28 protein-coding genes are annotated in these 25,924 nt (G+C 68.7%); 16 read left to right on the top strand and 12 right to left on the bottom strand.

The genetic code is table 11. From position 1 onward, the window contains the following. Positions 1–3: 3 nt before the first annotated feature. Entirely contained in the window at positions 4–990 is a 987-nt protein-coding gene (locus ABD893_RS07985) for an endonuclease/exonuclease/phosphatase family protein (RefSeq protein ID WP_345078004.1), read from the top strand. Between the two features lie 153 nt (positions 991–1,143). On the opposite strand, the gene ABD893_RS07980 is transcribed toward ABD893_RS07985, so the two are convergent. The 3 genes from ABD893_RS07980 to ABD893_RS07970 all read right to left on the bottom strand — a co-directional run bounded on the left by ABD893_RS07980 (position 1,144) and on the right by ABD893_RS07970 (position 3,606). Further along, on the bottom strand, positions 1,144–1,848 hold the full coding sequence (locus ABD893_RS07980) for a DNA alkylation repair protein (RefSeq protein ID WP_345078001.1): 705 nt from the start codon (positions 1,846–1,848) through the stop codon (positions 1,144–1,146). A 155-nt stretch (positions 1,849–2,003) separates the two neighbouring features. After that, positions 2,004–3,260 (bottom strand): formamidase, encoded by a 1,257-nt coding sequence (gene fmdA, locus ABD893_RS07975; RefSeq protein ID WP_345077998.1) that lies wholly within the window; start codon positions 3,258–3,260, stop codon positions 2,004–2,006. A gap of 58 nt (positions 3,261–3,318) precedes the next feature. Further along, positions 3,319–3,606, bottom strand: coding sequence for an FmdB family zinc ribbon protein (locus ABD893_RS07970; protein ID WP_345077995.1), 288 nt, complete (start codon positions 3,604–3,606; stop codon positions 3,319–3,321). A 173-nt stretch (positions 3,607–3,779) separates the two neighbouring features. Between ABD893_RS07970 and ABD893_RS07965 the strand changes: the two genes are divergently transcribed. Then, the gene (locus ABD893_RS07965; RefSeq protein WP_345077992.1) at positions 3,780–4,136 is read left to right on the top strand and encodes an HIT family protein; all 357 of its coding nucleotides are present in this window, start codon (positions 3,780–3,782) and stop codon (positions 4,134–4,136) included. Between the two features lie 21 nt (positions 4,137–4,157). Here the strand turns inward: ABD893_RS07965 and ABD893_RS07960 are convergent, their stop codons facing one another. Then, positions 4,158–4,631 carry a GNAT family N-acetyltransferase gene (locus ABD893_RS07960; protein ID WP_345077989.1) on the bottom strand — a complete coding sequence of 158 codons (474 nt, stop codon included), beginning with the start codon at positions 4,629–4,631 and terminating at the stop codon, positions 4,158–4,160. Positions 4,632–4,714: 83 nt separating this feature from the next. Between ABD893_RS07960 and ABD893_RS07955 the strand changes: the two genes are divergently transcribed. From ABD893_RS07955 to ABD893_RS07925, 7 genes are all read left to right on the top strand, one after another. Further along, positions 4,715–5,554 carry a spermidine synthase gene (locus tag ABD893_RS07955; RefSeq protein ID WP_345077986.1) on the top strand — a complete coding sequence of 280 codons (840 nt, stop codon included), beginning with the start codon at positions 4,715–4,717 and terminating at the stop codon, positions 5,552–5,554. Positions 5,555–5,623: 69 nt separating this feature from the next. Then, positions 5,624–6,253 (top strand): DUF6318 family protein, encoded by a 630-nt coding sequence (locus ABD893_RS07950; RefSeq protein WP_345077983.1) that lies wholly within the window; start codon positions 5,624–5,626, stop codon positions 6,251–6,253. Between the two features lie 514 nt (positions 6,254–6,767). After that, positions 6,768–7,337: a PKD domain-containing protein gene (locus ABD893_RS07945; RefSeq protein WP_345077980.1), complete on the top strand. Its 570-nt coding sequence runs from the start codon at positions 6,768–6,770 to the stop codon at positions 7,335–7,337. A gap of 146 nt (positions 7,338–7,483) precedes the next feature. Then, a complete protein-coding gene (locus ABD893_RS07940; RefSeq protein WP_345077977.1) occupies positions 7,484–8,227 on the top strand; it encodes a GntR family transcriptional regulator in 744 nt (247 codons plus the stop codon). After that, entirely contained in the window at positions 8,224–9,741 is a 1,518-nt protein-coding gene (locus ABD893_RS07935) for an MmgE/PrpD family protein (RefSeq protein WP_345077974.1), read from the top strand. Before ABD893_RS07940 ends, ABD893_RS07935 begins: the two co-directional genes overlap by 4 nt. Beyond that, positions 9,741–10,688 (top strand): methylisocitrate lyase, encoded by a 948-nt coding sequence (prpB, locus tag ABD893_RS07930; protein WP_345077971.1) that lies wholly within the window; start codon positions 9,741–9,743, stop codon positions 10,686–10,688. The genes ABD893_RS07935 and prpB overlap by 1 nt, the downstream gene beginning before the upstream one ends. A gap of 3 nt (positions 10,689–10,691) precedes the next feature. Beyond that, positions 10,692–11,858, top strand: a complete 1,167-nt coding sequence (locus ABD893_RS07925) for a bifunctional 2-methylcitrate synthase/citrate synthase (protein WP_345077968.1) — start codon at positions 10,692–10,694, stop codon at positions 11,856–11,858. A gap of 82 nt (positions 11,859–11,940) precedes the next feature. Here the strand turns inward: ABD893_RS07925 and ABD893_RS07920 are convergent, their stop codons facing one another. Further along, complete coding sequence (locus ABD893_RS07920; protein WP_345077965.1) at positions 11,941–12,648, bottom strand: FadR/GntR family transcriptional regulator; 708 nt, start codon at positions 12,646–12,648, stop codon at positions 11,941–11,943. A 242-nt stretch (positions 12,649–12,890) separates the two neighbouring features. On the opposite strand from ABD893_RS07920, the gene ABD893_RS07915 reads away from it, so the two are divergent. Continuing rightward, positions 12,891–14,156, top strand: a complete 1,266-nt coding sequence (locus tag ABD893_RS07915) for an alpha-hydroxy acid oxidase (RefSeq protein ID WP_345077962.1) — start codon at positions 12,891–12,893, stop codon at positions 14,154–14,156. A gap of 9 nt (positions 14,157–14,165) precedes the next feature. Then, the gene (ilvD, locus tag ABD893_RS07910; RefSeq protein WP_345077958.1) at positions 14,166–15,923 is read left to right on the top strand and encodes a dihydroxy-acid dehydratase; all 1,758 of its coding nucleotides are present in this window, start codon (positions 14,166–14,168) and stop codon (positions 15,921–15,923) included. A gap of 89 nt (positions 15,924–16,012) precedes the next feature. Here ilvD and ABD893_RS07905 read toward each other — a convergent pair whose 3' ends face one another. The 6 genes from ABD893_RS07905 to ABD893_RS07880 all read right to left on the bottom strand — a co-directional run bounded on the left by ABD893_RS07905 (position 16,013) and on the right by ABD893_RS07880 (position 20,409). Continuing rightward, a complete protein-coding gene (locus ABD893_RS07905; protein ID WP_345077955.1) occupies positions 16,013–17,203 on the bottom strand; it encodes a PEP/pyruvate-binding domain-containing protein in 1,191 nt (396 codons plus the stop codon). Further along, positions 17,200–17,787: a histidine phosphatase family protein gene (locus ABD893_RS07900; protein WP_345077952.1), complete on the bottom strand. Its 588-nt coding sequence runs from the start codon at positions 17,785–17,787 to the stop codon at positions 17,200–17,202. The genes ABD893_RS07905 and ABD893_RS07900 overlap by 4 nt, the downstream gene beginning before the upstream one ends. Continuing rightward, positions 17,784–18,449 (bottom strand): transcriptional regulator, encoded by a 666-nt coding sequence (locus ABD893_RS07895; protein WP_345077949.1) that lies wholly within the window; start codon positions 18,447–18,449, stop codon positions 17,784–17,786. The genes ABD893_RS07900 and ABD893_RS07895 overlap by 4 nt, the downstream gene beginning before the upstream one ends. Then, positions 18,446–18,910, bottom strand: a complete 465-nt coding sequence (locus tag ABD893_RS07890) for a hypothetical protein (RefSeq protein ID WP_345077946.1) — start codon at positions 18,908–18,910, stop codon at positions 18,446–18,448. The genes ABD893_RS07895 and ABD893_RS07890 overlap by 4 nt, the downstream gene beginning before the upstream one ends. A gap of 81 nt (positions 18,911–18,991) precedes the next feature. Continuing rightward, positions 18,992–19,768, bottom strand: a complete 777-nt coding sequence (locus tag ABD893_RS07885) for a class I SAM-dependent methyltransferase (protein WP_345077943.1) — start codon at positions 19,766–19,768, stop codon at positions 18,992–18,994. A gap of 32 nt (positions 19,769–19,800) precedes the next feature. Continuing rightward, complete coding sequence (locus ABD893_RS07880; RefSeq protein ID WP_345077940.1) at positions 19,801–20,409, bottom strand: class I SAM-dependent DNA methyltransferase; 609 nt, start codon at positions 20,407–20,409, stop codon at positions 19,801–19,803. A 134-nt stretch (positions 20,410–20,543) separates the two neighbouring features. On the opposite strand from ABD893_RS07880, the gene ABD893_RS07875 reads away from it, so the two are divergent. Beyond that, complete coding sequence (locus tag ABD893_RS07875; RefSeq protein WP_345077937.1) at positions 20,544–20,864, top strand: hypothetical protein; 321 nt, start codon at positions 20,544–20,546, stop codon at positions 20,862–20,864. Between the two features lie 52 nt (positions 20,865–20,916). On the opposite strand, the gene ABD893_RS07870 is transcribed toward ABD893_RS07875, so the two are convergent. Next, positions 20,917–21,819 carry a TetR/AcrR family transcriptional regulator gene (locus ABD893_RS07870; RefSeq protein ID WP_345077934.1) on the bottom strand — a complete coding sequence of 301 codons (903 nt, stop codon included), beginning with the start codon at positions 21,817–21,819 and terminating at the stop codon, positions 20,917–20,919. Positions 21,820–21,925: 106 nt separating this feature from the next. Here ABD893_RS07870 and ABD893_RS07865 point away from each other — a divergent pair, with 106 nt between their 5' ends. From ABD893_RS07865 to ABD893_RS07850, 4 genes are all read left to right on the top strand, one after another. Then, positions 21,926–22,897, top strand: a complete 972-nt coding sequence (locus tag ABD893_RS07865; protein WP_345077931.1) for an NAD-dependent epimerase/dehydratase family protein — start codon at positions 21,926–21,928, stop codon at positions 22,895–22,897. 62 nt (positions 22,898–22,959) lie between these two features. Continuing rightward, positions 22,960–23,400 carry an SRPBCC family protein gene (locus ABD893_RS07860; protein WP_345077928.1) on the top strand — a complete coding sequence of 147 codons (441 nt, stop codon included), beginning with the start codon at positions 22,960–22,962 and terminating at the stop codon, positions 23,398–23,400. A 95-nt stretch (positions 23,401–23,495) separates the two neighbouring features. Further along, complete coding sequence (locus tag ABD893_RS07855; RefSeq protein WP_345077926.1) at positions 23,496–24,833, top strand: sensor histidine kinase; 1,338 nt, start codon at positions 23,496–23,498, stop codon at positions 24,831–24,833. After that, positions 24,821–25,465 (top strand): response regulator transcription factor, encoded by a 645-nt coding sequence (locus tag ABD893_RS07850; RefSeq protein ID WP_345077923.1) that lies wholly within the window; start codon positions 24,821–24,823, stop codon positions 25,463–25,465. Before ABD893_RS07855 ends, ABD893_RS07850 begins: the two co-directional genes overlap by 13 nt. Positions 25,466–25,924 lie beyond the last annotated feature (459 nt).

Raw genomic sequence — 25,924 nt, 5'->3', positions numbered from 1 at the left:
CGCATGAGGCGTGCGGGGGTATCGATTCTGGGATGGGCGCTGCTGGTGGCGGGGGTCCTCGCCTCGGCAGTGCTCCTGGTGCTGCGGCTTGTCCCGGAGCTGCACACCTGGCATCACTACGTCATCGCGATGTCGTCCTTCATCCCGCTGCTGTGGATCCCCGTGCTGGTCGGCTGCCTGGGACTGCTGCTGGTACTCCGAGCCCGGTGGCGGCTGCTCGGCGCCGCGCTCCTGATCGCCGCGATGACGGTCTTCGCCTGGCCGCTGCTGCCGGAGGAGGAACGGTCGGACGTCCCCATCGCCGTCGGCAGCACCCTCACGGTGCTCTCGTTGAATCTCCAGTTCGGCCAGGCGGACATCGCGGAGGTCTCTGAGCTGGTCAACGGCGATGTCGACGTGCTCGCTCTGCAGGAGTACACCCCGGGGTTCGAGGAGGAGCTGGTGGCGGCCGGTCTGCTCGAGGAGTTCCCGCACCAGGTCGGCACTGCGGCGAGTGATGCGAGCGGCACGATGCTCCTGTCCCGCAGCCCGGTCGAGCTCGTCGCCGAGACTGAGGGCACCGTCTTCGAGAACCTGATCGCGACCACCACCGTCGAGGGCACGGACTGGCATCTCGGAGTCATCCACACGGCGCCCCCGCAGATGGGCGCCGACGCCTGGGTCCACGACGGCGCGGCGGTCGAGGATCTCACGGAGCCGTATCTCGAGGAGAACCTGCTGCTGGTCGGCGACTTCAACGCGATCGACCAGCACTTCACGATGCGGGAGCTGACTGCCGGCGGCGACCTGCGCGACCTCGCGGCGAGGAAGCAGGGCGAAGGACTGGGCTGGCATCCCACCTGGCCGACGGGCACGTGGGCGCCGTCGTTCGCCCGCATCGATCACGCGCTGGTCTCCGGCAGGGTGCGCGGCGGGGTGACGCAGTTCGAGACGGTCACCGGCAGCGATCACAAGGCGCTGCTGGTCGAGGTCGCCGCCAGGATCGACTAGCGGCACCACCGCGTACGGTCGCAACCTCCGTACTCGACGGTCGTCGAAGGCCCGGGGGACCCCACCGAAGATGACGAGGTCTTCGCCTCGATGGCGGATGATGACGGCTTCGAGGAGGCTGTCGACGGGGACACCGAGTGGAGGTCGAGCTTCTCAGGCGGCGCGCCCTCGGCGGACCATCTCGTCGATCCAGAGCGGCGCGAACGGTGAGGTGCAGTTCGGCGGCGTCGGGTAGTCCTTGAGGACTTCCAGTCGCACCCCGATGTCGCGAGCACGTGCGCGCAGCGCGGGGTTCGTGATGCCGATCTGACCGAGGCAGTCGTTCATCGCCCACTGCAGGCGCGCCGGGGCATTCTTCATCTCGGCCTCGATCTGATCCAGCAGCGCATCCTGGTCGATGCCCTCGGGCTTCTTCACCACCCGGTCGCTGGTCAGTGCCCAGCCGGCGCTCGCGACCACCGGGTCGGCGTCGGCGAACCAGGCCTCGCGCAGCGCCTCGCGGTGAGGGCTCTTCTTCACCAGGTAGTTGACCAGCCAGTCGTGGACCTTGGGGGTCCCGGCCTCCCGGAGCATCCGGTCCAGGTCCTCCTGGGAGTACTGCTTCGGGCGGGAGATCAGGAGCGCGAGCAGCTTGGGCGTGGAGTCCTGGGCCGGCGTCTCCCAGAGCGCTTTGGCGAGTCCAGGTTGCACCTTCACGCGCTTGGCGATGCCGCGGAGCTTCGTGAGGTTCACGGCGTGGTCGTCGCCGCGCCGGGCATTGACTGCGCGGATCCGTTCATCCTCGAGCCCGGCCAGCTCCTCGCGCAGGGCGGCGACCGTAGCGGTGAGATCGGGAGTCGCCTGCGTGGTGCCGGTCAAGATGGGTCCTTCCTCCGAGGTGTGATTGCGATGAGCGTACGTCGCGGAGTGGCCCGTCAGCCACTGGAAGTGCAGGCGTCGAAGCGCCTGGGCCGACGCTCCCCCGTCGGCCCAGGCGTTCAGCGCCCAGGCGTTCAGCTCTCAGCGCTCCGTGCTCAGTCGACGCTCGCCCGGGGTGCACCGATCCCCGGATCGATCTTCGGCACGTCGCCGCTGCCGGGGCGGATGTCGATGTCGAAGATGTCCAATGGCAGGTAGACCGTGGCGCAGGCATTCGGGATATCGACGACGCCCGAGAACCTGCCCTCGATCGGCGCCGCCCCGAGCAGCAGGTATGCCTGCTCCTTCGACCAGCCGAAGGTCGACAGATAGTCGATCGCGTGCAGGCAGGCGCGCTGGTAGGCGAGGTGAGAGTCGAGGTAGCGCTGCTCGCCGTCGAGGGTCACCGAGGTGCCGGAGAAGGACAGCCACCGGCTGTGCTGCGGTGCGGTGTTGCCGGGCATGAAGATCGCGTTCTCGGAGACGTTGTACTTCTCCATCCCTCCCTTGATGACGTCGACGTGGAGGTCGAGGAACCCGCCCATCTCGATGCCACCGCAGAAGGTGATCTCGCCGTCGCCCTGGGAGAAGTGCAGATCGCCCACGGAGAAGTTCGCCCCGTCCACGAACACCGGATAGAAGATTCGGGTGCCCTTGGTGAGGTTCTTGATGTCCTGGTTGCCGCCGTTCTCACGCGGCGGTGCGGTGCGGGCGCCCTGCCCGGCCACCCGGTCCCAGTCATCCTTCGGCACGCCGCCGAGAACTGCACCGTTGGGCTCCGGGGGCAGTGCGAGCGCGGGGACACGGTCCGGTTCGGTGGCGATCAACGCCCCTTCGCGGCTGTTCCACGTCTTCAGCAGCTCGGGCGAAGGGGCGGTGCCCATCAGGCCGGGGTGGATCATCCCGGTGAACTCGACGCCGGGCACGTGGCGGGAGGTGGTCCGGTCGCCGCGAAAGTCCCAGACGGCCTTGTAGGCGTCGGGGAACTCGTCGGTGAGGAAGCTGCCGCCGTTGCGCTTGGCGAAGATGCCGGTGTAACCCCAGCCCTGCCCGGCCAGCGGGCCGGAGTCCTCCTGCGGGATCGGGCCGACGTCCAGGATGTCCACGACCAGCAGGTCACCGGGCTTCGCGCCGTCGATGCGGAACGGGCCGGAGAGGGTGTGGACGGTGTGCAGGGGTGCGGTGGCGATGTCTTCGGCGGAGTCGTCGTTCTTGATGTAGCCGTCGAACCATTCGCGGCAGTCGACGCGGAAGACGTCACCAGGGTTGACGCTGACAGCCGGTGGGATATCCGGATGCCAGCGGTTGTGGCCGAGGATCTTCTGCTCGGTGAAGGGCTTCGCGGAGTCGAGAGGGAACACGTTCTTTGGCATGCTTCTCCTTCCACAGCGACGGGTCCTCTGCGCGGGCCCGCCAGGTCCAGTGCCGGTCTCAGGGACGCGGCAGCCGCGCGTGGCGCGGGTCCAGGGTGGTGCGGGTTCCCGGGGTCCGTCGGGCGCCGGGGATCCGGTCGACGACGGCAGGCTCGTGGGCGCTCGCGGCGGTGCTCTCCAGCAGCCTCCCTGCCGCAGAGCCGAGGGTGCCGAGCCGCGGGGCGCTGATCCGGCGACGCGAGGAGGCCCCGCAGCGGGGGCAGGTGAGGTCCTGGTCGCGGGTGCTCATCGGCACGGAGCGCTCGTACTCATGGTCGCTCTCGCAGCGGAACTCGTAGATCGGCACGGATAGTCCTCCTCACCAGCATCACGTCCTCGGGATGCGCCCACCTTAGGCTCCCGCGCCACGGGGCGCGCCGGTTCTGCGCAGATCCACCGGACTGATCGCTCAGGGGCGTGCTTCGGCTGGACGTCGGCGTACGTCCCCAGCCCGGATGCGACACCGAAGATACTGACCCCATGGAGCTTTCGACACCGCCGCCCGCGTACACGGGCAATGACTTCTACTGCGACATCGCGATCCCGGATCCCGGTGCGCTCGAAGTGGTCCATCTCGACGAGCGTGTTCTCGCCTTCCACCACACCCGCCCGTTCTGGCAGGTGCACGTGGTGGTGGTGCCGCGGCGGCACATCGCCTCGTTCACCACCGCGGACGCCGCGGAGGAGGGCGATCTGCGAGCCCTGCTCGGCGTGGTCCAGCAGGTGGCGCGCGAGGTGGAGCGCGATCATGGCGCCGCCGCGGTCCTCACGAATCTGGGCCACTACCAGGACTCGAAGCATCTGCACGTGCATGTGCACTCGGGGCCGCGTCGCTGACTCGCGGCATACCGCAACGGATCACAGGGGCAGCTTGTACCCCACATGGCTCGGCAGGTAGCCGAGCCGGTCATAGAAGCGGTGGGCGTCGGTGCGGGCGGCATCCGTGGTCAGCTGCGCGAGCTGTGCTCCGTGCTCTCTCCCCCACCGGTGCGCCCAGTGGAACAGGGCTGTGCCGAGGCCGCTTCCCCGCGTCGATGCGGCGACCCGGACCGCCTCGATCTGCAGTCGGGTGGCTCCGCCGCGCGACAGAGAGGGGATCAGCGTGAGCTGCATCGTCGCGACGAGGGCACCGGTGTCATCCCTCACGGCGATCAGGAGTTGGTTCTCGTCGCCGTCGATACGTGCAAAGGCCCGTTCATAGGGTCCCAGAGCTGCGCTCTCCCGTTCCCGGCCGAGCATGTCGTCCGCCAGGAGCGCGACCAGCTCCGGCAGCTCGGAACCGTTCGCACGAGTCACACGGAAGGAGCGGTCGCCGAGTTCGAGAGTATGCATGGCTCCATTGTCGGGCCTGGTTGTCGGGCCTGGAAGCAGGCGGGATGGGGAGGAGTGCATGCGGCATCGCGGACAATGACTCCATGGCCTCCAGTGATTTTCTCCCCGGCGCACAGCGCAGTGCCCAGCTGAGCTTCTCCGATCAGCCGGCATGGATCGTCAAGGACGAGGTCTCCGGTGGTTGGGCGCTGCAGATCGGTGGAGTGGAGCAGTCCCACGTCGACCTCGAGGATCCGACGCACATCGTGCACGAGTACCTGCGGCGCATCGCCAATGTGCTCGATGAAGCGTGGCCGCGACGGAAGCCGCTGCGAATCGCGCACCTCGGCGGAGGAGCGCTGACGCTGGCGCGTTACGTACAGGCCACCCGCCCCGGGTCCGCACAGGTCGTGATCGAAATCGAACGGGAACTACCCACTCTCGTCACCACCGCGCTGCCCCTGCCGGAAGGCACGGACCTCGAGATCGTGATCGGCGATGCCCGCGAACAGCTCGCGGTGATGGAGGGTCGTCGCTTCGACGCGATCGTGCTCGATGTGTTCTCCGGCGACGAGTCCCCGGCGCATCTGGCCACAAAGGACTTCTACCTCGAAGCGATCGCGCACCTCGAGGCCGATGGTCTGCTGCTGGTCAATGTCGGCGACGATGCCGGTCAGCGGTTCCTCGCCGCCCAGGTGCGTGAGCTCGAGGACGCCTCCGCCGAAGTCGGGCTCTCGGGAGTGTGGACTCTGACCCACGCCTCGCTGCTGAGCACTCCGGCTGACGGGAATATGGTGCTGTTGGCGGGCGGTGCGCTCGCTTCACCAGAGGTCGCCCAGTGGCGTTCGGCCTGGCTGCAGGCCGGGCCGCACCCCGCCGCAGTGCTCGATCCCGGCGAGACGATCGAGGCGTTCGGACTCCGGAGTTATCCACAATCTCGGTGATGTGATGGCGAGCCTGAACGTTCCTGGGTAGCGTGACCGTGATCTGACGCACTCCCGGAAGGCACTTCCATGCCCCGTCGCCTACTCAGCGCCGCTGCCGCTGGCGCTCTCCTTCTCAGCCTCGCCTCGTGCGGCGACGGCGAGGAGGGGACCGTCACGACTCCCCCGCCGAGCATAAATATCGAGGCCCCGAGCGATGGCGGCGGTGACAGCGAGCCGAGCGACGGAGGGGGTGAGACCGAAGAACCCACGGCTGCCGCGCCCGACATCCCGCCGCCGGATCCGGCGGACTATGCGGGCAAGGATGAGCAGACGCCAGAGGGTGCGGAGCAGGCGTTCCGGTATTACATCGCTACTCTTGCCTGGGCACGACAGTCCGGCGACTCTGACTCACTCAACACCTTATTCTCAGACGAATGCACACTCTGCAAAGAAATGTCTTCGGCGGTAAATGAACATGACGCACGCGGAGAACACTGGAAAGACATCGATATTGTCGATACCGGGACAGCGAACTTCGAGTCGGAGAATTACGACGTAGAAGTCGGCTATGTCTTCATAGTTAGCCAGCACACAGAACCCAACTCATCCGCACCGATTCCAGCACAGGAGTGGACCGGAGTTGCTGGAATGGCATGGGCGTCAGAGTCGTGGCTCATCGAGGAGCTAGCGCTTGAGGAGACCGGCGATGAAACATGAGTCCAGCCGAACTGCATACCTGCCCTTCGCATTCGTACTTCTTATCGCTGCAGCACTCATCACAGCCCCTAGTTTTGCGTTGACAGCCCCCACTAAGAACCCGCCGCCCACGCCCACCCCATCCACCTCAGCCGCGGCCTCGAATTCGGAAAGTGGACTAGGTGTCACGGTCCAGGAGGCACGCGATAGAATTGTGAACGGAGGGGACGGCAGTACCTCCGAGAGCGGCGCTTCTCGCGCACCCGCCCCACCACCCCGCTACAGCTACCTCTGGGTCCCCGTCTCCGAGTTCTCCGGGTGCGGGACTGATTTAACAATCGGGTCATCCTGGTCTTGCACGCCAGATCCAAATTCCTGTGAGGCCGGGAACGGCAGTCGCGTCACGGGCCAGGGAGATACGTTACAGATTGGTGCCACCACAGTCTCGGAAGCACCCGTCGAAGGCGTGACTCAACGTGGAATTCGTGTGGACCGAGAGAGTGGAGAGAACGTAGACCTCGGCTTCCGCTGCGCAATGCCGGGCACTCCTGAATTCGCAGAGGCAGCGCCCGTCGTGATCACCGTGACCCGCGAGGACTTCGCACGACTCCCAGTGAAGCCTCTCGCGGCCCACGCCGGGCCCGCCGACGGCTGGCTGCCGGTCAATATGGTGAACGTCCTTCACACGGATCCTGAAACCCAGACGCTCAGCACTGAGCTGCTCAACACCCCGGTCGCGATCCGTGCCACCCCGATCTCTTATCACTGGGATCTCGGGGACGGGAACACCATCAGCACCACGAACCCCGGCAAGCCGTATCCCTCCGAAACCGTCTCGGCTACGTACACGCAGGAGGGCTGGTACGACATCACGCTCACCACCACCTTCTCCGGACAGTTCTCCGTCAACGGCGGCGAATGGCAGGACATCGACGGCACCATCGAGATCACCTCGGACCCGGTTCCCATCTACTCCAAGTCCCTCGAATCTCGCCTCGTCAACGGCGATGTCCCCGTCGACGAGAACGAAGACCCCTGGATTCCCGAACGCTCTCCCGACACCGAAGGTCCGAAGGCTCCCGAGGCTGCGAACCGCGAGCTCTGAGGGCCCTGGCACCAGATCTGCACACGGGCCGTGCGTGCAACGGACACACCGGCACGAACGCCGTCTCTGTATACAGAACCGGAGGGAGGGCGAGGGATCGACCGAGATATGCCCACTGCCACCGCCCTCTGTATACAGTGAGCGACATGCGTGCCAGCGACCGGGCCTACCAGGCCCTCCGTGAGGGGATCATCGACGGCGCCCTCGCCCCCGGCATGGTCCTTGGCGAGGTCGAGCAGTCCGCACGCCTGGGCCTGTCTCGCACTCCGCTGCGCGAGGCCCTGTCGAGGCTCGTCGCCGATGGGCTGGCAGCGCCCGCCGCTGGACGCGGGGTCGTCGTCACCGCAGTCTCTCTCGCTGAAGCCCCGCGGCTGTTCGATCTGCGCATCGCGCTGGAGACCCTCGCCAGCCGCCGCGCCGCAGAGCACGCGAACCACCCCGTCGATGGCCTCACGCTGCGCGAGACCTTCCGCAGCCTCGCGGCCCGCTTCGACCGGGCCACCGAAGAGCTCGCCACCGGCACCGACCCCACCGGCTATTACTCCCTGACGGCTGAACTCGACGCCGCGCTCGACGCCGCCAGCGGCAATCCCTACCTGGCAGAGTCGCTGCGGGGACTGCGCCTGCATCTGGGCCGTCTGCGCCGACTGGCTCGCAACTCCCCCACCCGGCTCGCCACCTCCGCCCAGGAGCATGCCGCGATCGCGCACGCCATCGCCGGTGGAGACCCGGAGCTCGCCGCGGCCACCACCCTCGTTCACCTCCACCACGCCCTCGCCCACATGCAGGGCGACCGCCCCGAGACTGAAGCCCCCGCTGACGACACCGCAGGCTCCGACCGCACAGACCACACCCACCACACCCCGACCTCCCAGGAGAGATCAGCATGAGAGACCACGCCGTCCGCGTCCACCGCTCCGATGAGAACCTGCCCCGCGAAGGCCAGCTGGCCTGGAAGATGGCCGAGGTCGCCGTTGACCCGGTCGAGGTCGACGCTGACGTCGAGGAGATGATCATCAACCGGATCATCGACAACGCCTCGGTCGCCATTGCCTCGCTGAACCGCGCGCCGATCATCTCCGCACGCAGCCAGGCGCTCAGCCACCCCGTCTCCACCGGCGGCTCAGGCGCGAGCGTCTTCGGCATCTCCCAGACCACCTCCCCTGAGTGGGCGGCCTGGGCGAATGGTGTGGCCGTGCGCGAGCTGGACTATCACGACACGTTCCTCGCGGCGGACTACTCCCATCCCGGGGACAACATCCCACCGATCCTCGCCGTCGCCGAGCACACCGGCCGCTCCGGCCGTGATCTGATCCGCGGCATCGCCACCGGCTATGAGCTGCAGGTGGATCTGGTGCGAGCGATCTGCCTGCACGAGCACAAGATCGACCATGTCGCCCACCTCGGCCCGTCGGCCGCCGCCGGGATCGGCACTCTGCTGGGACTGGACACCGAGACCGTGTTCCAGTCCATCGGGCAGGCGCTGCACACCACCACCGCGACCCGTCAGTCCCGCAAGGGCGAGATCTCCACCTGGAAGGCCCACGCCCCCGCCTTCGCGGGGAAGCTGGCCGTCGAGGCAGCGGACCGGTCGATGCGCGGCCAGACCTCCCCGGTCCCGATCTACGAGGGCGAGGACGGCGTGATCGCCTGGCTGCTCGATGGCCCCGGTGCCCGCTACACGGTCCCGCTGCCAGAGGCCGGAGAAGCCAAGCGCTCCATCCTGGACACCTACACCAAGGAGCACTCGGCGGAATACCAGGCGCAGGCCTGGATCGACCTGGCCCGCCGGCTCCACAACGAGCACCCCGAGACCACCGATCCCGGGAACGTCGCCTCGATCCTGATCCGCACCTCCCACCACACCCACTACGTGATCGGCTCGGGCGCGAACGATCCCCAGAAGTATGATCCGACGGCGTCGCGGGAGACCCTCGACCACTCGATCCCGTACATCTTCACGGTCGCCCTGCAGGACGGGTCCTGGCATCACGCGAGTTCCTACGCTCCTGAGCGCGCCGCCCGCCCCGACACCGTGGCGCTCTGGCACAAGGTCACCACCGAAGAGGACGCGGAGTGGACCCGCCGCTACCACTCGCTGGACCTCGCCGAGAAGGCGTTCGGCGGCGCGGTGGTCATCACGCTCACCGATGGCACCGTGATCGAGGACCAGATCGCCGTGGCCGACGCCCACCCGCAGGGCGCCCGGCCCTTCGCCCGCGAGCAGTACATCGGCAAGTTCCGTGCCCTGGCCGAAGGTCTGGTCGAGCCGTCGGAGATCGAGCGCTTCCTCGAGGCCGCAGCCAACCTCTCCCAGCTGCCTGCCGGGGAGCTGGGCCAGCTGAACATCCAGGCCGCACCCGGCGTGATCAATGCGTCGGCCGCCCCGAAGGGACTGTTCTGATGCTGTCCTCCACCAAGACTCCGGCGCAGAAGCGTCAGGACCTGCGCGCTCTGCTGACCCCCGGCGCAGCACAGCCCTTCCCCGGCGCGTTCACGCCGCTGTCGGCGAAGCTCATCCAGGAGAAGGGCTTCCCCGGGGTGTACATCTCCGGGGCGGTGATCGCCAACGAGCTGGGGCTGCCGGACGTGGGCCTGACCACCCTGACCGAGGTCGCCGCCCGAGGTGCGCAGATCGCCCGTTCGACCGATCTGCCCTGCCTGATCGATGCCGACACCGGCTTCGGCGAGCCGATGAACGTGGCCCGCACGATCCAGGAGCTCGAGGATGCCGGGCTCGCCGGCTGCCACATCGAGGACCAGGTCAATCCCAAGCGCTGCGGCCACCTCGATGGCAAGGCCATGGTGGACCTCCAGACCGCCACGAAGCGGATCCGTGCTGCAGCGGATGGCCGCCGGGATGAGAACTTCCTGGTGATGGCCCGCACCGACCTGCGCGCCACCGACGGGCTCGATGCCGCGATCGACCGGATGAAGGCCCTGGTCGATGCCGGGGCCGATGCGATCTTCCCCGAAGCGCTGAAGGATCTGGGCGAGTTCGAACGGGTCTGCGCGGCGCTGGACGTGCCGGTGCTCGCGAACATGACCGAGTTCGGGAAGTCCGAGCTGTTCACCCGCGAGCAGCTCGCCGCCGCGGGCGTGGCGATGGTGATCTACCCCGTCACGCTGCTGCGGTCGGCGATGGGCGCTGCCGAGCGAGTGCTGGAGTCCATCCTCGCCGAGGGCACCCAGCAGTCACAGGTTCCTGAGATGCTCACTCGCGCCAGGCTCTACGAACTGGTGGACTATGAGGGCTACAACCGATTCGACACCTCGGTGTTCGATTTCGAGGTCCCTGCCGCCCATCGCACGTCCACCACCCCAGACACCGCCGTCGACCCCCAGGAGTGAGCCATGAGCGAGAACGACCAGACCAGTGAGATCCGCAAGGGCCTGAACGGGGTCATCGCCGACGTCTCCGGCATCTCGAAGGTCAACCCCGAGACCAATTCGCTGCTCTACCGCGGCTACCCCGTGCCGCAGCTCGCCGCGACCCAGCCCGTCGAAGCGGTCGCGCACCTGCTGTGGACCGGTGAGCTGCCCGATGCACAGGAGCTGGCCGAGGCCACCCGCCACGAACGCGCCCACCGGGACCTTGCCCCGGAGGTGAAGGCGGCGATGGACTCGCTGCCTGCCACCTGCCATCCGATGGACGCGGTGCGCACGGCCGTCTCGGTGCTGGGCGCCCTCGATCCCACCGCAGAGGACTCCTCCCCCGACGCCGAGCTGGAGAAGGCCCGACGGCTGTTCGCCCAGCTGCCGGCGGTCATCGCCTACGAGCAGCGGCGCCGGCGCGCGGACGGGCCGACGGAGCCGATCGCGCCCCGCGAGGAGCTGGACTATTCGCAGAACTTCCTGTGGATGGCCTTCGGCGAGGAGGCCGCCCCCGAGGTCGTCGACGCCTTCCGCGTCTCGATGGTGCTCTATGCGGAGCACTCCTTCAACGCCTCCACCTTCACCGCCCGCGTCATCACCTCGACCCTGTCGGACCTGCACTCGGCCGTGGCCGGGGCGATCGGCGCGCTCAAGGGCTCGCTGCACGGCGGCGCCAACGAAGCGGTGATGCACACCTTCGATGAGCTCGGCATCCGTCCCGAGGAGACGGAGGAGGAGGCCAAGGATCGTGCCAAGGCCTGGATGGAGGACGCTCTGGCGCAGAAGAAGAAGGTGATGGGCTTCGGGCACCGCGTCTACAAGCACGGCGACTCCCGGGTGCCCACGATGAAGCAGGCGATGGATGCGATGATCGCCCACTTCGACCGCCCCGAGATCCTCGGCCTGTACAACGGGCTGGAGCAGGCGATGGACGAGGCAAAGGGCATCAAGCCCAACCTCGACTACCCGGCCGGCCCCACCTATCACCTGATGGGCTTCGACACCGAGCTGTTCACGCCGCTGTTCATCGCCGCGCGGATCACAGGCTGGACCGCCCATGTGATGGAGCAGCGCGCGGCCAATGCGCTGATCCGCCCGCTGTCCGTCTACAACGGTCCGGACGAGCGCCAGGTGCCCGGAGCCTGAAGTTCTCGCCTCGACCCACCCTCCGTACGCGCCGCCGGCGCCCCGTCCTGCCGACGGGGTGCCGGCGGGATCACGAGGCGGGTCAGTCCGCGGACAGGCCTGGCAGCAATGCTGACGCGGCGCGGATATGCGTGACGGTCAGCTCCGCCGCCTCTTCTCCCCGCCTGCTGGCGATCGCCCGGTAGATCTCGTGGTGCTGCGCGCGGAGGCTGCCCACGACATCCTCCCACTGCGCGACCTTCGTGAACCCCTCGAGGATCGGGGCGCGCAGTGACGCGCGGATCGCCGCAGTCAGCTCGGAGAACAGCGCGTTGCCCCCTGCTTGCGCGATCGCGACATGGAACGCGGTGTCGGCCTCGCTGAAGTCCTCACGGCTCACACCTGGCGCATCCATCACCGCCAGCAGTCGCTCGAGCTCGGCCAGGGCCCCAGCATCGGCACGCTCGGCGGCGAGCATGGAGCTCGCCCGCTCGAGCAGGATCCGCGCCTCGATGACGTCGGGCAGCCGGAAGTTCGACAGCGCGACATGGAGACGCAGGAACTGACCCAGAGCGGCGCTCGGCAGCGCCGAGACGAACGTACCCGCCCCCCGTCCTGAGCCCACCGCGGAGTGCAGCACGCCGTAGGCCTCGAGCACCCGGATCGCCTCACGCACCCCCGCGCGACTGACCTGGAGCTGGGAGGCGAGTTCGCGCTCCGGCGGCAGGGGGTCGCCGACGGCGAGCGCGCCGGTCATGATCTGGTCCTCGATCGCGTCGATGACCAGCCGGTGCGTGCTGCTGCGCGCCACCGGCTTCCACGCGGCTCCCCGCTCCCTCGAACCGGCGCCCTGCGGTCCGACCTCATTACCCTGCGTGTTGTCGACCATGGGGACGTTCTAGCACAGAGCCTCCTGCAGCGCGACAGCGGTCTTGCCCTCCGCTGCACGACCAACTAGTCTCTTTCGTGTGGTCAGACCACAGCGCGGTCCGCCATTCCTCGCGTCGCTGGCCCTCGTTCCCTCGGTGACAGCCATCCACAAGGAGAAGCCCATTGGTCAAGCGCCAGGTCCCCCGTCCCGCCGAGCTCCTGGAGCTCATGAAGTTCAAGAAGATCGACCTCGACTCCCGTCGCCGGCGTCTCAGCTCCGCGCTGTCCATCGATGACCTGCGGACGATCGCGAAGCATCGCACTCCCGCCGCGGCATTCGACTACACCGATGGCGCCGCCGAGCGGGAGATCTCGATGACCCGCTCCGTCGAGGCCTTCGAGGATGTCGAATTCCACCCCTCGATCCTCCACGACGTCTCCCAGGTGGACACCACCACACAGATCCTCGGCGGCAGCTCCGCCCAGCCCTTCGGCATCGCACCCACGGGGTTCACCCGTCTGATGCAGACCGAGGGGGAGATCGCCGGGGCAGGCGCGGCCGGCGCCGCCGGAATCCCCTTCACCCTCTCCACCCTCGGCACCACCTCGATCGAGGAGGTGAAGGCCGAGAACCCGCTGGGCCGCAACTGGTTCCAGCTCTATGTGATGAAGCAGCGGGAGATCTCCTACGGGCTCGTCGAGCGAGCGGCACAGGCCGGCTACGACACGCTGTTCTTCACCGTCGACACCCCGGTGGCCGGAGCGCGCCTGCGCGATGCCCGCAACGGCTTCTCGATCCCGCCGCAGCTGAGCCTGTCCACCGTGGCCAATGCCATCCCTCGGCCCTGGTGGTGGTGGGACTTCCTGACCACCCCGAAGCTCGAGTTCGCCTCCCTCAGCCAGACCGGCGGGACCGTCGGCGAGCTGCTGAACTCCGCGATGGATCCCAGCATCGACTACGAGGATCTCGCGCAGATCCGGAAGATGTGGCCCGGAAAGTTCGCGGTCAAGGGCGTCCAGACGGTGGAGGACGCCAAGAAGCTCGCCGACCTCGGGGTCGACGCGATCGTGCTGTCCAACCACGGCGGGCGCCAGCTGGACCGGGCCCCGGTCCCCTTCCATCTGCTGCCCGAAGTGGCGCGTGAGGTGGGCCAGGACCTCGAGATCATCCTCGACACCGGGATCCGCAGCGGCGCGGACATCGTCGCCGCGATCGCCCTCGGCGCCGACTTCACGCTGATCGGCCGCGCCTACCTCTACGGCCTGATGGCCGGGGGCAGGCAGGGTGTGGATCGGACGATCCAGATTCTCTCCGAGGAGGTGGAGCGGACGATGAAGCTCCTGCAGGTCTCGACCCTCCAGGAGCTCACCCCGGAGCACGTCACCCAGCTGAGCCGCTACACCCGACTGAGGGGCGGGCCCCTTCCCCGCCATGCGGACCAGGCATAGAGTCGGGCCATGAACGCCGACGACGCCCTCAGCACCGCAGACTCACCTCTCGCCGACGCCGACGCCACCTTCTCCGCCCCGGATATCAAACCCCGCAGCCGCACTGTCACCGACGGGCTCGGCGCCACCGTCTCCCGCGGGATGCTCCGCGCAGTGGGGATGGGCGATGAGGACTGGGTCAAACCCCAGATCGGCATCGCGAGCTCCTGGAACGAGATCACCCCCTGCAACCTCTCGCTGGACCGGCTCGCGCAATCAGCGAAGGATGGCGTGCACGCAGGCGGCGGCTACCCCCTGCAGTTCGGCACCATCTCCGTCTCCGACGGCATCTCGATGGGGCACGACGGCATGCACTACTCGCTGGTCTCCCGCGACATCATCGCCGACAGCGTCGAGACGGTGATGAGCGCCGAACGGCTCGACGGCTCGGTGCTGCTGGCCGGCTGCGACAAGTCCCTGCCCGGGATGCTGATGGCCGCCGCCCGCCTGGACCTGGCCAGCGTGTTCGTCTACGCGGGCACGATCATGCCGGGACGGGTCACCTTCGAGAGCGGTGAGGAGAAGGACGTCACCATCATCGACGGCTTCGAAGCCGTCGGCGCCTGCGCCCGCGGACTGATGAACCGTGAGGACGTCGGCCGGATCGAGCGCTCGATCTGCCCGGGCGAGGGCGCCTGCGGCGGCTTCTACACGGCCAACACCATGTCGACGGCCGCCGAGGCGATCGGGATGTCGATCCCGGGCTCGGCCACTCCCCCGTCGGCCGATCGCCGCCGCGATGCCGACGCCCGCCGTGCCGGCGAGGCCGTGGTGGAGATGCTCCGGCAGGGCATCACCAGCCACGACATCATGACCAAGCCTGCGTTCGAGAACGCGATCGCCGTGGTCCAGGCCTTCGGCGGCTCCACCAACGCGGTGCTGCACCTGCTGGCTATCGCTCATGAGGCCGACGTCGACCTCACCCTCGAAGACTTCGCCCGCATCGGCAAGAAGGTCCCCCACCTCGCGGATCTGAAGCCCTACGGCCGCTATGTGATGAGCGACGTCGACCACGTCGGCGGGATCCAGGTGGTGATGAAGACTCTGCTGGACGAGGGCCTGCTGGATGGGGACTGCCTCACCGTCACGGGTCGCACGATCGCGGAGAACCTCGAGGTGCTCGCCCCTCGTCCGGCCGACGGGAAGGTGCTGCGACCGGCCTCCGCACCGATCGCCCCCACTGGAGGGATCACGATCCTGCACGGCTCACTCGCCCCCGAGGGAGCGGTGGTGAAGTCCGCAGGCTTCGAGGAGGACATCTTCGAGGGCACCGCTCGCGTGTTCGAGCGCGAGCAGCACGCGCTGGACGCCCTGAACGACGGCACCATCACCCACGGCGACGTGGTGGTGATCCGCTACGAGGGCCCCAAGGGCGGGCCCGGCATGCGCGAGATGCTCGCGATCACCGGCGCGATCAAGGGTGCGGGGCTGGGCAAGGACGTGCTGCTGATGACCGACGGCCGCTTCTCCGGCGGCACCACCGGCCTGTGCGTCGGCCACATCGCCCCCGAGGCCGTCGATGCTGGCCCGATCGCTTTCGTGCGCGACGGAGACCGGATCCGCCTGGACGTCGGGACCGGGGCGCTGGACCTGCTGGTGGATGAGGCGGAGCTGGAGAGCCGACGCGAGGGATGGGAGCCGCTGCCGCCCAAGTTCACCAAGGGCGTGCTGGGCAAGTACGTGAAGCTCGTGAAGTCCGCCTCGAGGGGCGCGATCCTCGGCGACTGAGCGCCTCATGACGAGGGGGCTGCCCAGTGCGGCCTGCCGTGAGCGATCTGGCGTGAGCGATCTGGCGTGACCGTGAGCTGCCGTGACCGTCAGCTGGCCTGCTTCGAGGCGATCAGCCCCTCATCGCCGTGCACGGTGACGACGCTGCCATCCGGGATGGCCGCCAGTGCTCCGGGCACCGCGAGGACCGCCGGGATGCCGAGCTCCCGGGCCACGATCGCCGCATGGGAGAGCACTCCCCCGACCTCCGTGACCACGGCCCCCGCAATGCGGAACAGCGGGGTCCAGGCCGGGTCGGTGGAGCGGCAGATGAGCACATCGCCCTGTCGCACCCGTCGGAAGTCCTGGGGTCCCCGCACAGTCCGGGCCGTACCTGTCGCGGACCCACCGCTCGCCGGAGTGCCCTGCAGGGTGCCGATCTCCGAAGCAGGGGAAGCTTCGGGGCGGGGCCCGGGCACGGCCGCGGTGATCGGTCGGGCCTGCAGCACCTGGAACCGGTCGCCCACGAGGGTCCATTCGATATCAGCCGGCGCCCCGAGGATCCGGCTGACCCGAGCACCGAGGGCGTCCAGCGCATGCACCTGCGCTTCGTTCAGGCACACACCCTGAGCATTCGACCCGGCCCGGGTGCTCTGGATCCCGCCCTCGTCGATCCGCCAGGAATCTGGCGTGACCTCGCCGCCCACCAGCTGCTCTCCCCGTCCTCGGATGGCTTCGAGGACTCGCTGCTCCCCGGTGAACAGCACTCCGGAGACGTCGGCGTCCAGGAACTGCTGCACGATCACGGCCATCTGCGGAGGCGCATCGTCCGGAGCGGCGTCGCCGTGCCTGGCGGCCTCGCCGCAGCGGTAGGCGACAGCGCGCTCGGACCACAGGGAGGCCCAGCAGCGCAGAATCGCTGCGCAGACGGCGTCGGTTCCCCGCACCGCGAGCACGCTGTCGTGCTGCCCGGCGGCCGACGCCGAGGTCCCGTCCTCGCTCGTCGCCGTGGAGCGCACGGCCAGCAGGTCGCCGAGCGCCTGCTCGGATCCGCACCGCAGCCGGCTCTCGAGCGCACGGACCAGATCAGCTTCCAGGCGCAGCTGCAGGATCATCGCGCGCAGCTCTGTGGGAGATGCCGTGCCTGGGTCGAGGCGGGCACGCAGCAGGTGCCGGTGGTACTCCCGCACCGGCACGACGATGCCGGGCGGGATATCGATCCCGGCGCGCAGCAGGGACCCGAGGGCCGCGGCCTTCCCTCCGGACTGCGGGAGCTGGGCGTCGCGCAGATCGTGGATCATCGCCGGGCCCCTTCATGCTCCAAGCCGGCGAGATGCGAGAGGTCGCCGACGCACTGCACGAGTGTCGGCCCGTCGTCGTACGCAAGGACTGTGAGCCCGGTGTTCGGCATCCCGGCGAGGGACAGCCAGGTCTCCGCAGGTGCGCCGAGAGCCTCGCGCACCATCCATGCCACCGGGTAGGCGTGGGTGATCAGCACCTCGTGCGTGGGTCGGGCTCCCGCGGGGTTCTGCCCTGAGAAGCGTTCGGTGAGGCGGTGAGCGGCGCGTACACCGGCGGCCGCCTCTTCGGCCTCGTACCCGTCGAAGAACGCCGCCCAGGTGGGCGTCATCGTCGTCAGCTCGGGGACGCAGGGGATGTGGTCGATGAGCTCCGGGGCCTCGTCGACCAGGACACCCGGCAGGCTCTCCGCGACCAGGGCCGCACTCTGTGCCGCCCGCGGCAGAGGCGAATGCCAGATGACGTCGATCGGGGAGCTCGCGAGGCGGCACCCGAGGCGCCGGCTCTGCTCACGCCCCCGTTCGGTCAGTGTGCCGAGCGCATCCGCCTCCCCATGGCGGGCGAGGTACAGGGTGCGTCGCGTCATCGTCGCTCCCCTCGGCTCTCCGGCTCCGCCGGGCGGTCACCGCCGGCGGTGGAGCGCAGGTCCTGATGCAGCTCCGCCCACAGGGCATGACATGAGAGGACCCCGACGCCCGTCACCCATCCCAGCCCGTCGGTGCGCGCCCGGCGCACCGCTGCGTCGTACTGCGCGGGATAGCGCCCGAAGCGAGGCAGATGAGCGATCAGCTCGGCGAGCACGGAGCGGAGCCGCCGGCCGAGTGTCGCGAGCTCGGAGAACAGGGCGTGGACCTCCTCCGCCTCGTCGTCCTCGGCCGGTCCCTGCGTCGGAGCGGTGGAACGCAGCTGCCATCGGGAGACGACCTCGATGAAGCGCTCGTTGACTCCGTCGGGCTGCTCGAAGACGGCTTTCGTCGTGGCCACCACGTCCCGCGCCTCGGCAGCGGTGACCTGGTCCTGGAGCAGCGCTGAGAGACGGGAGTGTCCGAGCTCGGTGAGGATCCAGCCCCGGGCGTCGGCGAAGCTCACGGTCTCCACCTCGTCGGCCCGCACTGCGTCCTCGAGCACGGCTCGGATCGCGTCGAGGGAGAGCAGGGCACGATCGGCGAGGGCCTCCTCGTCGGCGAATCCGGCGAGCCGCACCGCGTGGAGCGTGAGGAGCCTGCTCGAAGAACGCGGCGAACTCATGCTGTGCCGCTGTCTGACTCGAGCTCGCGGCCGGAGTCGTGGGCGCGGCGTGAATCGCGGTCGCGGTCGGAGTCGGGTCCGACAGCGGTGTCGACCGGCCGCTGCGAGATCCGCTGATACCGCTGCTGTGCCGCCTGAGGTGAACGCAGCCCGAGCGCTCGAGCGATCTGCGCCCAGGTCAGGCCTTCGGCACGGGCAGTGAGCAGAAGGGCGACCTCGAGGGTGTCCAGGTCGGAGCGCGCGGTCTCGATCAAGGACAGCGCGGCGGTCAGCTCCGATGCCGAGGCGTGACCAGCAGCGGCATTGGCGCGCTGGAGCGCGAGGCGGAGCAGGGATGACGCCTCTGGGGGCTCAGCCGGGTGCTGCCACGGAGCGCGCGGGAGCTCGCGTGCTCCAGCGGCTCGGAGCATCTCGCGGGTGACGTCGATGTCCGACGGGTCGTGCTGGCTGCTGCTGTCCATCCGCCCAGCCTGGAGCATCAACAACTCGTTGTCAACACACTGTTGAACTCTGAAGGCAGGCCCGGAGGGTGATCGTCTCTCTCAAGGCTCCGCGAACACAAGGACCAGCGACCCCTCGTACTGCGGAAGGGTGCGCAGCGCTCCGTGCTTCGCATCCCAGGTGCCTGTGAGGAGATCCACCGTGAGCTGCTGGGTGAAGCGCGCGATGACGGCCGGCTCCACGAAGCTCCACGCCGAGCAGGACAGCTGGGCTTCCGCGTCGAGCAGATGCTCCGGCCTGCCGTAGTAGGCCTCGGTGAACCCGTCGGTGCAGACCTGCGGGATCGCGACGACGCTGCACGAGACGTTCCCTCCGAGGCCCTCGGCAAGAACCTCGAGTGCGGGATAGCGACGCGCCTCGACGGCAAGGATCTCCGGGGCGTACTCACGCAGCCAGAACTCTTCGACCCGCGTCGGGTCGCAGGTGAGGATCACGACCGGGCCGCGGGTCACCCGGCGCATCTCGCACAGGCCCGCGCCGACGTCCCGCCATTGGTGGACGCTGAAGGTGGCCATCGACGCGTCGAAGGAGTCGTCGGCGAAGGGCAGCTGCTCCGCGGTGGCGTCCACAGCGGACGGCAGATCCGCAGGACGCTGAGCCCGCATCGCCGCCGAGGGCTCCACCGCGGTCACCTCCCGGTCTGCCGGTTCATAGGATCCCGTGCCTGCGCCCACGTTGAGCACTGTGCGGGCATCCCCGAGCGCCTCCCTGATCACCGCGGCGATCCGCGGGTCGGGCCGTCGGTACCGCGAGTACGAGGAGCCGATCTCCCCGTAGTTCGCGTCGCCTGCACTGCCATCCGTCGCTCGTGTGCCCATACCGCTCACAGTAGCCATCCACGCCCGAGACGTCAGCGGCGGGTCGCGATGATCGCGGCGTGTGGTCGGGCGCCAGGATCCGCGTGCCGCTCGAGGTCGACGACGTCGAAGCCGGCCTCCTCAAGCAGCTGCGCCATCTCCTCCGCCGGCCAGAGCTGCGCTGGCGCCACTGCATGCGCGAACGATTCCTGGCGCGGGCCGTCGAAGAAACCCAGCAGCAGGGAGCCCCCAGGCCGCAAAGCCCCGTGCAGTTGCGCAAGGGCTCCCGGCACCTCTCTCGGCACGAGATGGATCAGCGAATACCAGGCAAGGATCCCGCTCCAGACCCCTGCCCCACCGGACCGCACGGACCCGTCGGCGAGATTCGCGAAGGACCCGAGGTCGTACTCGATCCCGGGATGGCGACGGCGTGCGATCTCGATGAACTTCGGGACCGGGTCTATTCCCTGCACCTCATATCCGAAAGCCGCCAGATGCGCGGTCCAGTGCCCTGGCCCGCAGCCGGCGTCGAGAATCGGTCCGTCGACGGCCCCGGCCCAGGTCTCGATACGGTGCCGGTCCTCGGGCGCCATCGCCTCGATCGTGCCGAGCAGCTCGGCATACTCCTGCGCGCGAACACCGTAGGCATCGATCGTGGTCATTCCGGCACTGTACGACCCCACTGCCGGACTCTCTGCCCCGCCAGCTGATGACTGCCGCTGGTGGCAAGGGATTCGCACCGTCCCCGTCAACCATGTCCCCGTCGACTGTCACACCCCGTTCCTAGTCTCGGAGCATGTCTTCCTCTGGCTCGATCCTCGCGCACCCCGCTTCGGGCGGCACCGCCCACGCGGAGCGGGAGACGATCCGTGCCCTCCTGCTGGAGCATCGACCGGATCTCGAGCGTCGGCTGCTGGTCGGCCCGAGCGGGGCCCTGCTGATCCCGCTGCCCACGGGGCGCAGCATCGAGATCGGTCGGATGCGCCGGCGAGGTACGGCCCGGTGGGTGGTGGTGACTCCCTCGGCCGACGGCGCGAGGCTGCGAGAGCCGTCGACGCTCAGCGCCGTGGTCCGCGTTGTGCTGGGAGCTCTGCAGGAGGCCGAAGCCCGTCGTTGATCGCCGTCTTCACTGCCATCAGAGTCCCCGCGGCCCCTGAACCCCATTGCAGTCAGAGCGGCGCGATGAGGTCCGCAAGCACCCGGATCTGGGCGGCGAGAATGCGGTCGCCGACCGCGGCGGCATCAGCTCCGAGCTGCCTGAACACATGTGCGCTGACCATCCCGACGAGGCTGCTCCACACGGTCAGAGCAGCGAACCCCGTGGCTGGCGTCGTCTCGACGCCGAACTCGGCCAGATGGCTCTCGAGCAGCGCAGCGACCTCAGGCGCGAGATCCAACTCCCCCGCCATGGGGCCGATTCCTGCTTGCGCCTCCAGTCCCATCGCGGCGGCGGCCGTGGCAGCGGTGGTACCGGTAGTGGCGGCAGCGGTGGTGGCCGTGGCGGTGGCGGCAGTGGTGCTGGTGGCGGCAGCGTCTGCGGCGATGCGGAGCACCGCCTGCATCACCCGCGTGCCGTCGGCGTTGGTGGCGTCGGCCGGAGCGGAGTAGTCACGCACGGGCGTGCCGTACAGGAGCGTCCACCGTTCGGGGTGCGCGATCGCCCAGGAGCACATGGCATCCCCGAGTGCGAGGAAGCGTGCACGGGATCCTCCATCACTCGACGCGCCGGCCGTCAATCCGGCCGCCGTGGCGGAATCATCGATGACTGCGCTGCCAACGGCAGCGTTGCCAACGGCAGCGTTGTCAACGGCAGCGTTGTCGACGGCGGCGCCCACAGCGTCGGCCAGATCGCCGTAGGCATCGACGATCAGCAGCGTGAGCAGCTCGTCCCGGCTGGCCACGTAGCGGTAGATCGCGGAGGAGACCATGCCCAGGCCGCGGGCGATCTCGCGCACGCTCAGCCCCGCGACTCCCTGCTCGACGAGCTGCGCGTTGCCCAGCTCGACGATGCGTTCCATCGTGCGCTGGCGTGCCTGGGCGCGCGGACCGGGAGGACGAGGTGCGGGAGTCATGGCCGCATTCTTCCACATTTCGAGAGCAGTGCTCTTGACTCGGAACCGAGAGCGGTGTTCACTGAATCCCACACATCGAGAGCAGTGCTCACCATTAGGAGATCCCATGCATCACCTCGTCATCGGAGAAGGACAGATCGGTCGCGCGATCATCGACCGGGCTCTCGCGGAGGGCGACTCGGTCACCGTGCTGCGCCGCAGTTCAGCGGCGCCAGAACCCGGGGTCCGACGGGTCACCGGCGACCTCCTCGACCCAACCGTCCTCCGCGAGGCGCTCGTGGGAGCCGATGCGATCCATGCCTGCTTCCACGCGCCCTATGACGCCCGGATCTGGGCGCGGGATCTACCACCTAGGGAGCTGGCCGTGCTGGACGCCGCCGCAGCGAAGGACATTCCGGTGACCTTCCCTGAATCGCTGTACGGCTTCCAGGGTGCGGCGCTGAACCTCGCCGAGGGGGCACGGCTTGCCCCGCGCGACCTCAAGGGCGAGGTGCGCGAGATGCTCCTCGCCCAGCGCCGGGCGCATCCCGCCCGCACCCTCAGCCTCGTGGCGGCGGACCTCCTCGGTCCGACGGCCGTGGGCACCAATGCTGCGGTGGTGTGCGCGATGCTCATCGAGCGGATCGCCGCCGACACTCGGCCGATCGTCGTCGGAGATCCTGCCGCGGCGCATTCACTGACGTTCATCCCTGATCTCGCCGTCGCCATGCTCCATGCAGTCCGGCACGCGGCGCGTCTGGCCCCCGAGGGCGATGCCGTGCTGCATGCGCCTTCCGCCCCCGCCCGCTCGCAGTCAGAGCTGATCACAGCGGCGTCCGCACTCCTCGCGACGAAAGCACGTCGACCCCTGGTCATCCCCCGGATCGCGCTGCGCGCACTGGCACCGCTGAGCACCTTCGCGCGCGAACTGCACGGGATCTCCGGGCTCTGGTACTCACCGAGCGTGCTGCAGCCGGGGCTCCTCACCACGCAGGAGGGCCTGCAGCCGACGAGCTGGGAGGACGCGCTCGAGAAGACGACCCAGGCAGCGGGCGCGGCCCGGGCCGAAGCCCGCGGCGCACGCGCCGCTGCGGCGTGAGCTGCAGTGTGAGCTGCCGTGCGAGGCATCGCCCGTCGGCCGCACCTGCTAGCGTCGCCGCCATGAGCGACAGTGCACAGCTGAGCGACGGTGCGACAGCCTCCGTCGGCGCCTCCCGCCATCTCGACATCGTCATCGAGCGACCCTGGCGCACGGTCTACGAATTCGCGAGCGATCCGCGGAATCTGCCGCGCTGGGCGGCGGGGCTCGCCGGCAGCGAAGTGCAGCGCGAGGCCACACAGTGGTCGATGGACTCTCCGATGGGGCGGGTGCTGGTCAGTTTCGTCCCGGAGAACGAGTACGGGGTCATGGACCACGCTGTCACCCTCCCCAGCGGCGAGTCCGTGCTGAATCCGCTGCGGGTGCTGGCACTCGAGCCGCATCGCTGCGAGGTGGTGTTCACCCTGCGCCGAGGGGCGATGTCCGAGCAGGAGTTCACCGAGGATGCCGCGGCAGTCACCGAGGATCTCGCCATGCTCAAGAAGATCTGCGAGCAGGACTGAACCGCCTCCGTGCTCAGCAGCTGTCGGGCCAGCCCGACAACCGCTGACCTGGTGCCAGGATGGGGTGCGCGGTCCATCGCCACCAGAGTGGAGACATGACCACCATGACCGTGCCCGAAGCCCTCGATGCGCCTCCCCCTCAGACTGCTCCCCCGGCACAGCGCTGGTCCGTGGGCCGCTGGGCCACCCCGATCGGCCGCTTCCTCGCCTACTCGCTGATCGCCCTGCTGCTCGGTGCGATCGGATTCTCCCTCGTCCTCACCCTGCTCGCCGCTGGCGTCTCGACCGTGATCGTCTGGGTGGGCCTGCCGATCCTGATCGGCGGGGTGCTGGTCGCCCGCGGGTTCGCCGCGGCCGAGCGCGGCCTGCAGTCCTCGATGCTCGGCACGGAGCTGCCGACGCCCGCGCCCCGGACCGCTCCTCACGGAGCCGGCTGGATGCGTCGCCTCGTCACCCCGCTGACCGACCCGCAGAACTGGCTGGACTCGCTCTGGGTGCTGGTGAACTTCATCCTGGTGCTGATCACGTTCCCTCTCGCGATCGCCTGGACCGTCGGGGCGATCGCCACGGCAGGTGGGCCGATCGCGACCCTGATCCTGGAGCAGGTGCTGCCCGCTGAGGACAACAACGGCCTGGGCGAGCTGATCGGGGTGCCGCAGGCCTATGCACTTCCGGTGGACATGGTCCTGCAGTTCCTCATCGGCCTGCTGTTCCTGCTCACCCTCAACCCCGTGATGCGGGGCCTGGCCGCTCTGCACCGTGGCGTGGCACGCGGCATGCTGAGCTCGCGTTATCACGAGCAGCAGCAGCTGCTGCGCACCGAGCAGTCCCGCGCTGCCGGCCGCACCGCCGAGTCCACCGCCCTGCGCCGCCTCGAACGGGACCTGCACGACGGCCCTCAGCAGCGCCTCGTGCGAGCCTCGATGGACCTCGCCCGGGTCGAAGCCCTCGCGGCGAAAGATCCGGCGAAGGCCCAGACCGTGCTGCGCGAGACCCGTGAGCAGCTGGGGATGACCCTGGATGATCTGCGTCGGCTCTCCCGCGGGATCGCCCCACCGGTGCTGGTCGATCGCGGTCTCGCCGCAGCGCTCACCGAGCTGGCAGCGATCTCCCCTATCCCCACCACCGTCGAGAGCCCCGACCTGACCCTCCCCGAGCACGTCGAGATCGGCATCTACTACGTGGTCTCCGAGGCACTGACCAACGCGGCCAAGCACTCCGGCGCCGACAACATCCTGGTAGAGGTGGCGCGCATCGGGGATGATGCCCGAGTGAGGATCGAAGATGACGGACGCGGAGGCGCCGAGATGCGCACCGGCGGCGGCCTGGCAGGGCTAGCAGGACGAGTCGCATCCCTGGAGGGACGCCTGACAGTGACCTCACCCCACGCTCACGGAACCCGGATCGAGGCAGTCATCCCATGCGCATCCTGATCGCCGACGACTCAGCGCTGATCCGTGAAGGATTGCGCCTGGTGCTCGAAGAGGCCGACCACGAGGTGGTGGGCGCCGCCGCAACCGGCACAGAGCTGGTGGTGCGAGCCCTGGAGCTGCGGCCGGACCTCGTGATCTCGGACATCCGAATGCCTCCCAGCCACACCGATGAGGGACTGCGCGCCGCGCAGCAGATCAGAGCACAGTGGCCCGAGGCACCGATCGTGCTGCTCAGTCAGTACGTGGTGGTCGGCTACGCGACCGAGCTGATCGAATCCGGCGCCAGCGCGACCGGCTACCTGCTGAAGGACCGGATCTTCGACATCCGCTCGTTCCTCGAGTCGATCGAGCGGGTCGCCGCGGGAGGGGTCGCGATCGATCCCGACGTGGTGGGGCAGGTGATCTCCTCCCGTCGACGCACGCCGCTGGATGAGCTCACTCCGCGCGAGCGCGAGGTGCTCGAGCTGATGGGTGAGGGCCTGACCAACGCCGGAATCTCCGAGCGGCTGTACATCAGCGGCGGCGCAGTGGAGAAGCACACCCAGCGCCTGTTCGCGAAGCTCGGACTCAGCGAGGGCGCGAGCGTGCACCGACGGGTCACCGCGGTGCTGACGCTGCTGGGCGGCAAGTGACCGCTGGCTGATGAGGCTGCGGGCACGGGTGGAGAGATGCTGCGGCTCCAGCCGTGAGGGCTTCGGCTGTGATGGCTCCAGCTGTGATGGCTTCGGCCGTGGTGACCATGTCCAGGGGCGCCTCCCGGGCAGAGTCGACGTTGGCGGAGACGAAGTCGGCAGAGCCGACGTAGGCAAAGGTGCCGGCAAAGTCGACGCTTCCTCCCCAGTGCGAGTTATCCACAAGATCATCAGCATTCTTGACCGCTTCTAGATTCCGCGATTCTTGCGGCCTCTGCACGCCCGAGCCATAGAGCGATCACCAATCATGATGCGGAATACGGAGTCCGCCTGGTCAACATCGCTCCAGGCTGCAAGGCGCACGGTAGCGGAGCCCCACCCCAGGTCGCAAGCAGGCCAAATGCCTCCAGGCACCGAATCGCCCGGGAGCCGGGTGACGAATGGGGAGCCGGAATCACT

This window comes from Brachybacterium paraconglomeratum (genome assembly GCF_039541415.1).
GTDB classification, from domain to species: domain Bacteria; phylum Actinomycetota; class Actinomycetes; order Actinomycetales; family Dermabacteraceae; genus Brachybacterium; species Brachybacterium paraconglomeratum_A.
The sequence above is the reverse complement of the archived record's forward strand: the minus strand, read 5'-3'. Positions and strand labels throughout refer to the sequence as shown.

Coding starts and splice junctions, on each gene's coding strand:
- ABD893_RS07985 (WP_345078004.1), top strand. CDS start 4: ATGAGGCGTGCGGGGGTATCGATTCTGGGATGGGCGCTGCTGGTGGCG.
- fmdA (WP_345077998.1), bottom strand. CDS start 3,260: ATGCCAAAGAACGTGTTCCCTCTCGACTCCGCGAAGCCCTTCACCGAG.
- ABD893_RS07965 (WP_345077992.1), top strand. CDS start 3,780: ATGGAGCTTTCGACACCGCCGCCCGCGTACACGGGCAATGACTTCTAC.
- ABD893_RS07960 (WP_345077989.1), bottom strand. CDS start 4,631: ATGCATACTCTCGAACTCGGCGACCGCTCCTTCCGTGTGACTCGTGCG.
- ABD893_RS07955 (WP_345077986.1), top strand. CDS start 4,715: ATGGCCTCCAGTGATTTTCTCCCCGGCGCACAGCGCAGTGCCCAGCTG.
- ABD893_RS07950 (WP_345077983.1), top strand. CDS start 5,624: ATGCCCCGTCGCCTACTCAGCGCCGCTGCCGCTGGCGCTCTCCTTCTC.
- ABD893_RS07945 (WP_345077980.1), top strand. CDS start 6,768: ATGCCGGGCACTCCTGAATTCGCAGAGGCAGCGCCCGTCGTGATCACC.
- ABD893_RS07940 (WP_345077977.1), top strand. CDS start 7,484: ATGCGTGCCAGCGACCGGGCCTACCAGGCCCTCCGTGAGGGGATCATC.
- ABD893_RS07935 (WP_345077974.1), top strand. CDS start 8,224: ATGAGAGACCACGCCGTCCGCGTCCACCGCTCCGATGAGAACCTGCCC.
- prpB (WP_345077971.1), top strand. CDS start 9,741: ATGCTGTCCTCCACCAAGACTCCGGCGCAGAAGCGTCAGGACCTGCGC.
- ABD893_RS07925 (WP_345077968.1), top strand. CDS start 10,692: ATGAGCGAGAACGACCAGACCAGTGAGATCCGCAAGGGCCTGAACGGG.
- ilvD (WP_345077958.1), top strand. CDS start 14,166: ATGAACGCCGACGACGCCCTCAGCACCGCAGACTCACCTCTCGCCGAC.
- ABD893_RS07905 (WP_345077955.1), bottom strand. CDS start 17,203: ATGATCCACGATCTGCGCGACGCCCAGCTCCCGCAGTCCGGAGGGAAG.
- ABD893_RS07900 (WP_345077952.1), bottom strand. CDS start 17,787: ATGACGCGACGCACCCTGTACCTCGCCCGCCATGGGGAGGCGGATGCG.
- ABD893_RS07895 (WP_345077949.1), bottom strand. CDS start 18,449: ATGAGTTCGCCGCGTTCTTCGAGCAGGCTCCTCACGCTCCACGCGGTG.
- ABD893_RS07890 (WP_345077946.1), bottom strand. CDS start 18,910: ATGGACAGCAGCAGCCAGCACGACCCGTCGGACATCGACGTCACCCGC.
- ABD893_RS07885 (WP_345077943.1), bottom strand. CDS start 19,768: ATGGGCACACGAGCGACGGATGGCAGTGCAGGCGACGCGAACTACGGG.
- ABD893_RS07880 (WP_345077940.1), bottom strand. CDS start 20,409: ATGACCACGATCGATGCCTACGGTGTTCGCGCGCAGGAGTATGCCGAG.
- ABD893_RS07875 (WP_345077937.1), top strand. CDS start 20,544: ATGTCTTCCTCTGGCTCGATCCTCGCGCACCCCGCTTCGGGCGGCACC.
- ABD893_RS07870 (WP_345077934.1), bottom strand. CDS start 21,819: ATGACTCCCGCACCTCGTCCTCCCGGTCCGCGCGCCCAGGCACGCCAG.
- ABD893_RS07865 (WP_345077931.1), top strand. CDS start 21,926: ATGCATCACCTCGTCATCGGAGAAGGACAGATCGGTCGCGCGATCATC.
- ABD893_RS07860 (WP_345077928.1), top strand. CDS start 22,960: ATGAGCGACAGTGCACAGCTGAGCGACGGTGCGACAGCCTCCGTCGGC.
- ABD893_RS07855 (WP_345077926.1), top strand. CDS start 23,496: ATGACCACCATGACCGTGCCCGAAGCCCTCGATGCGCCTCCCCCTCAG.
- ABD893_RS07850 (WP_345077923.1), top strand. CDS start 24,821: ATGCGCATCCTGATCGCCGACGACTCAGCGCTGATCCGTGAAGGATTG.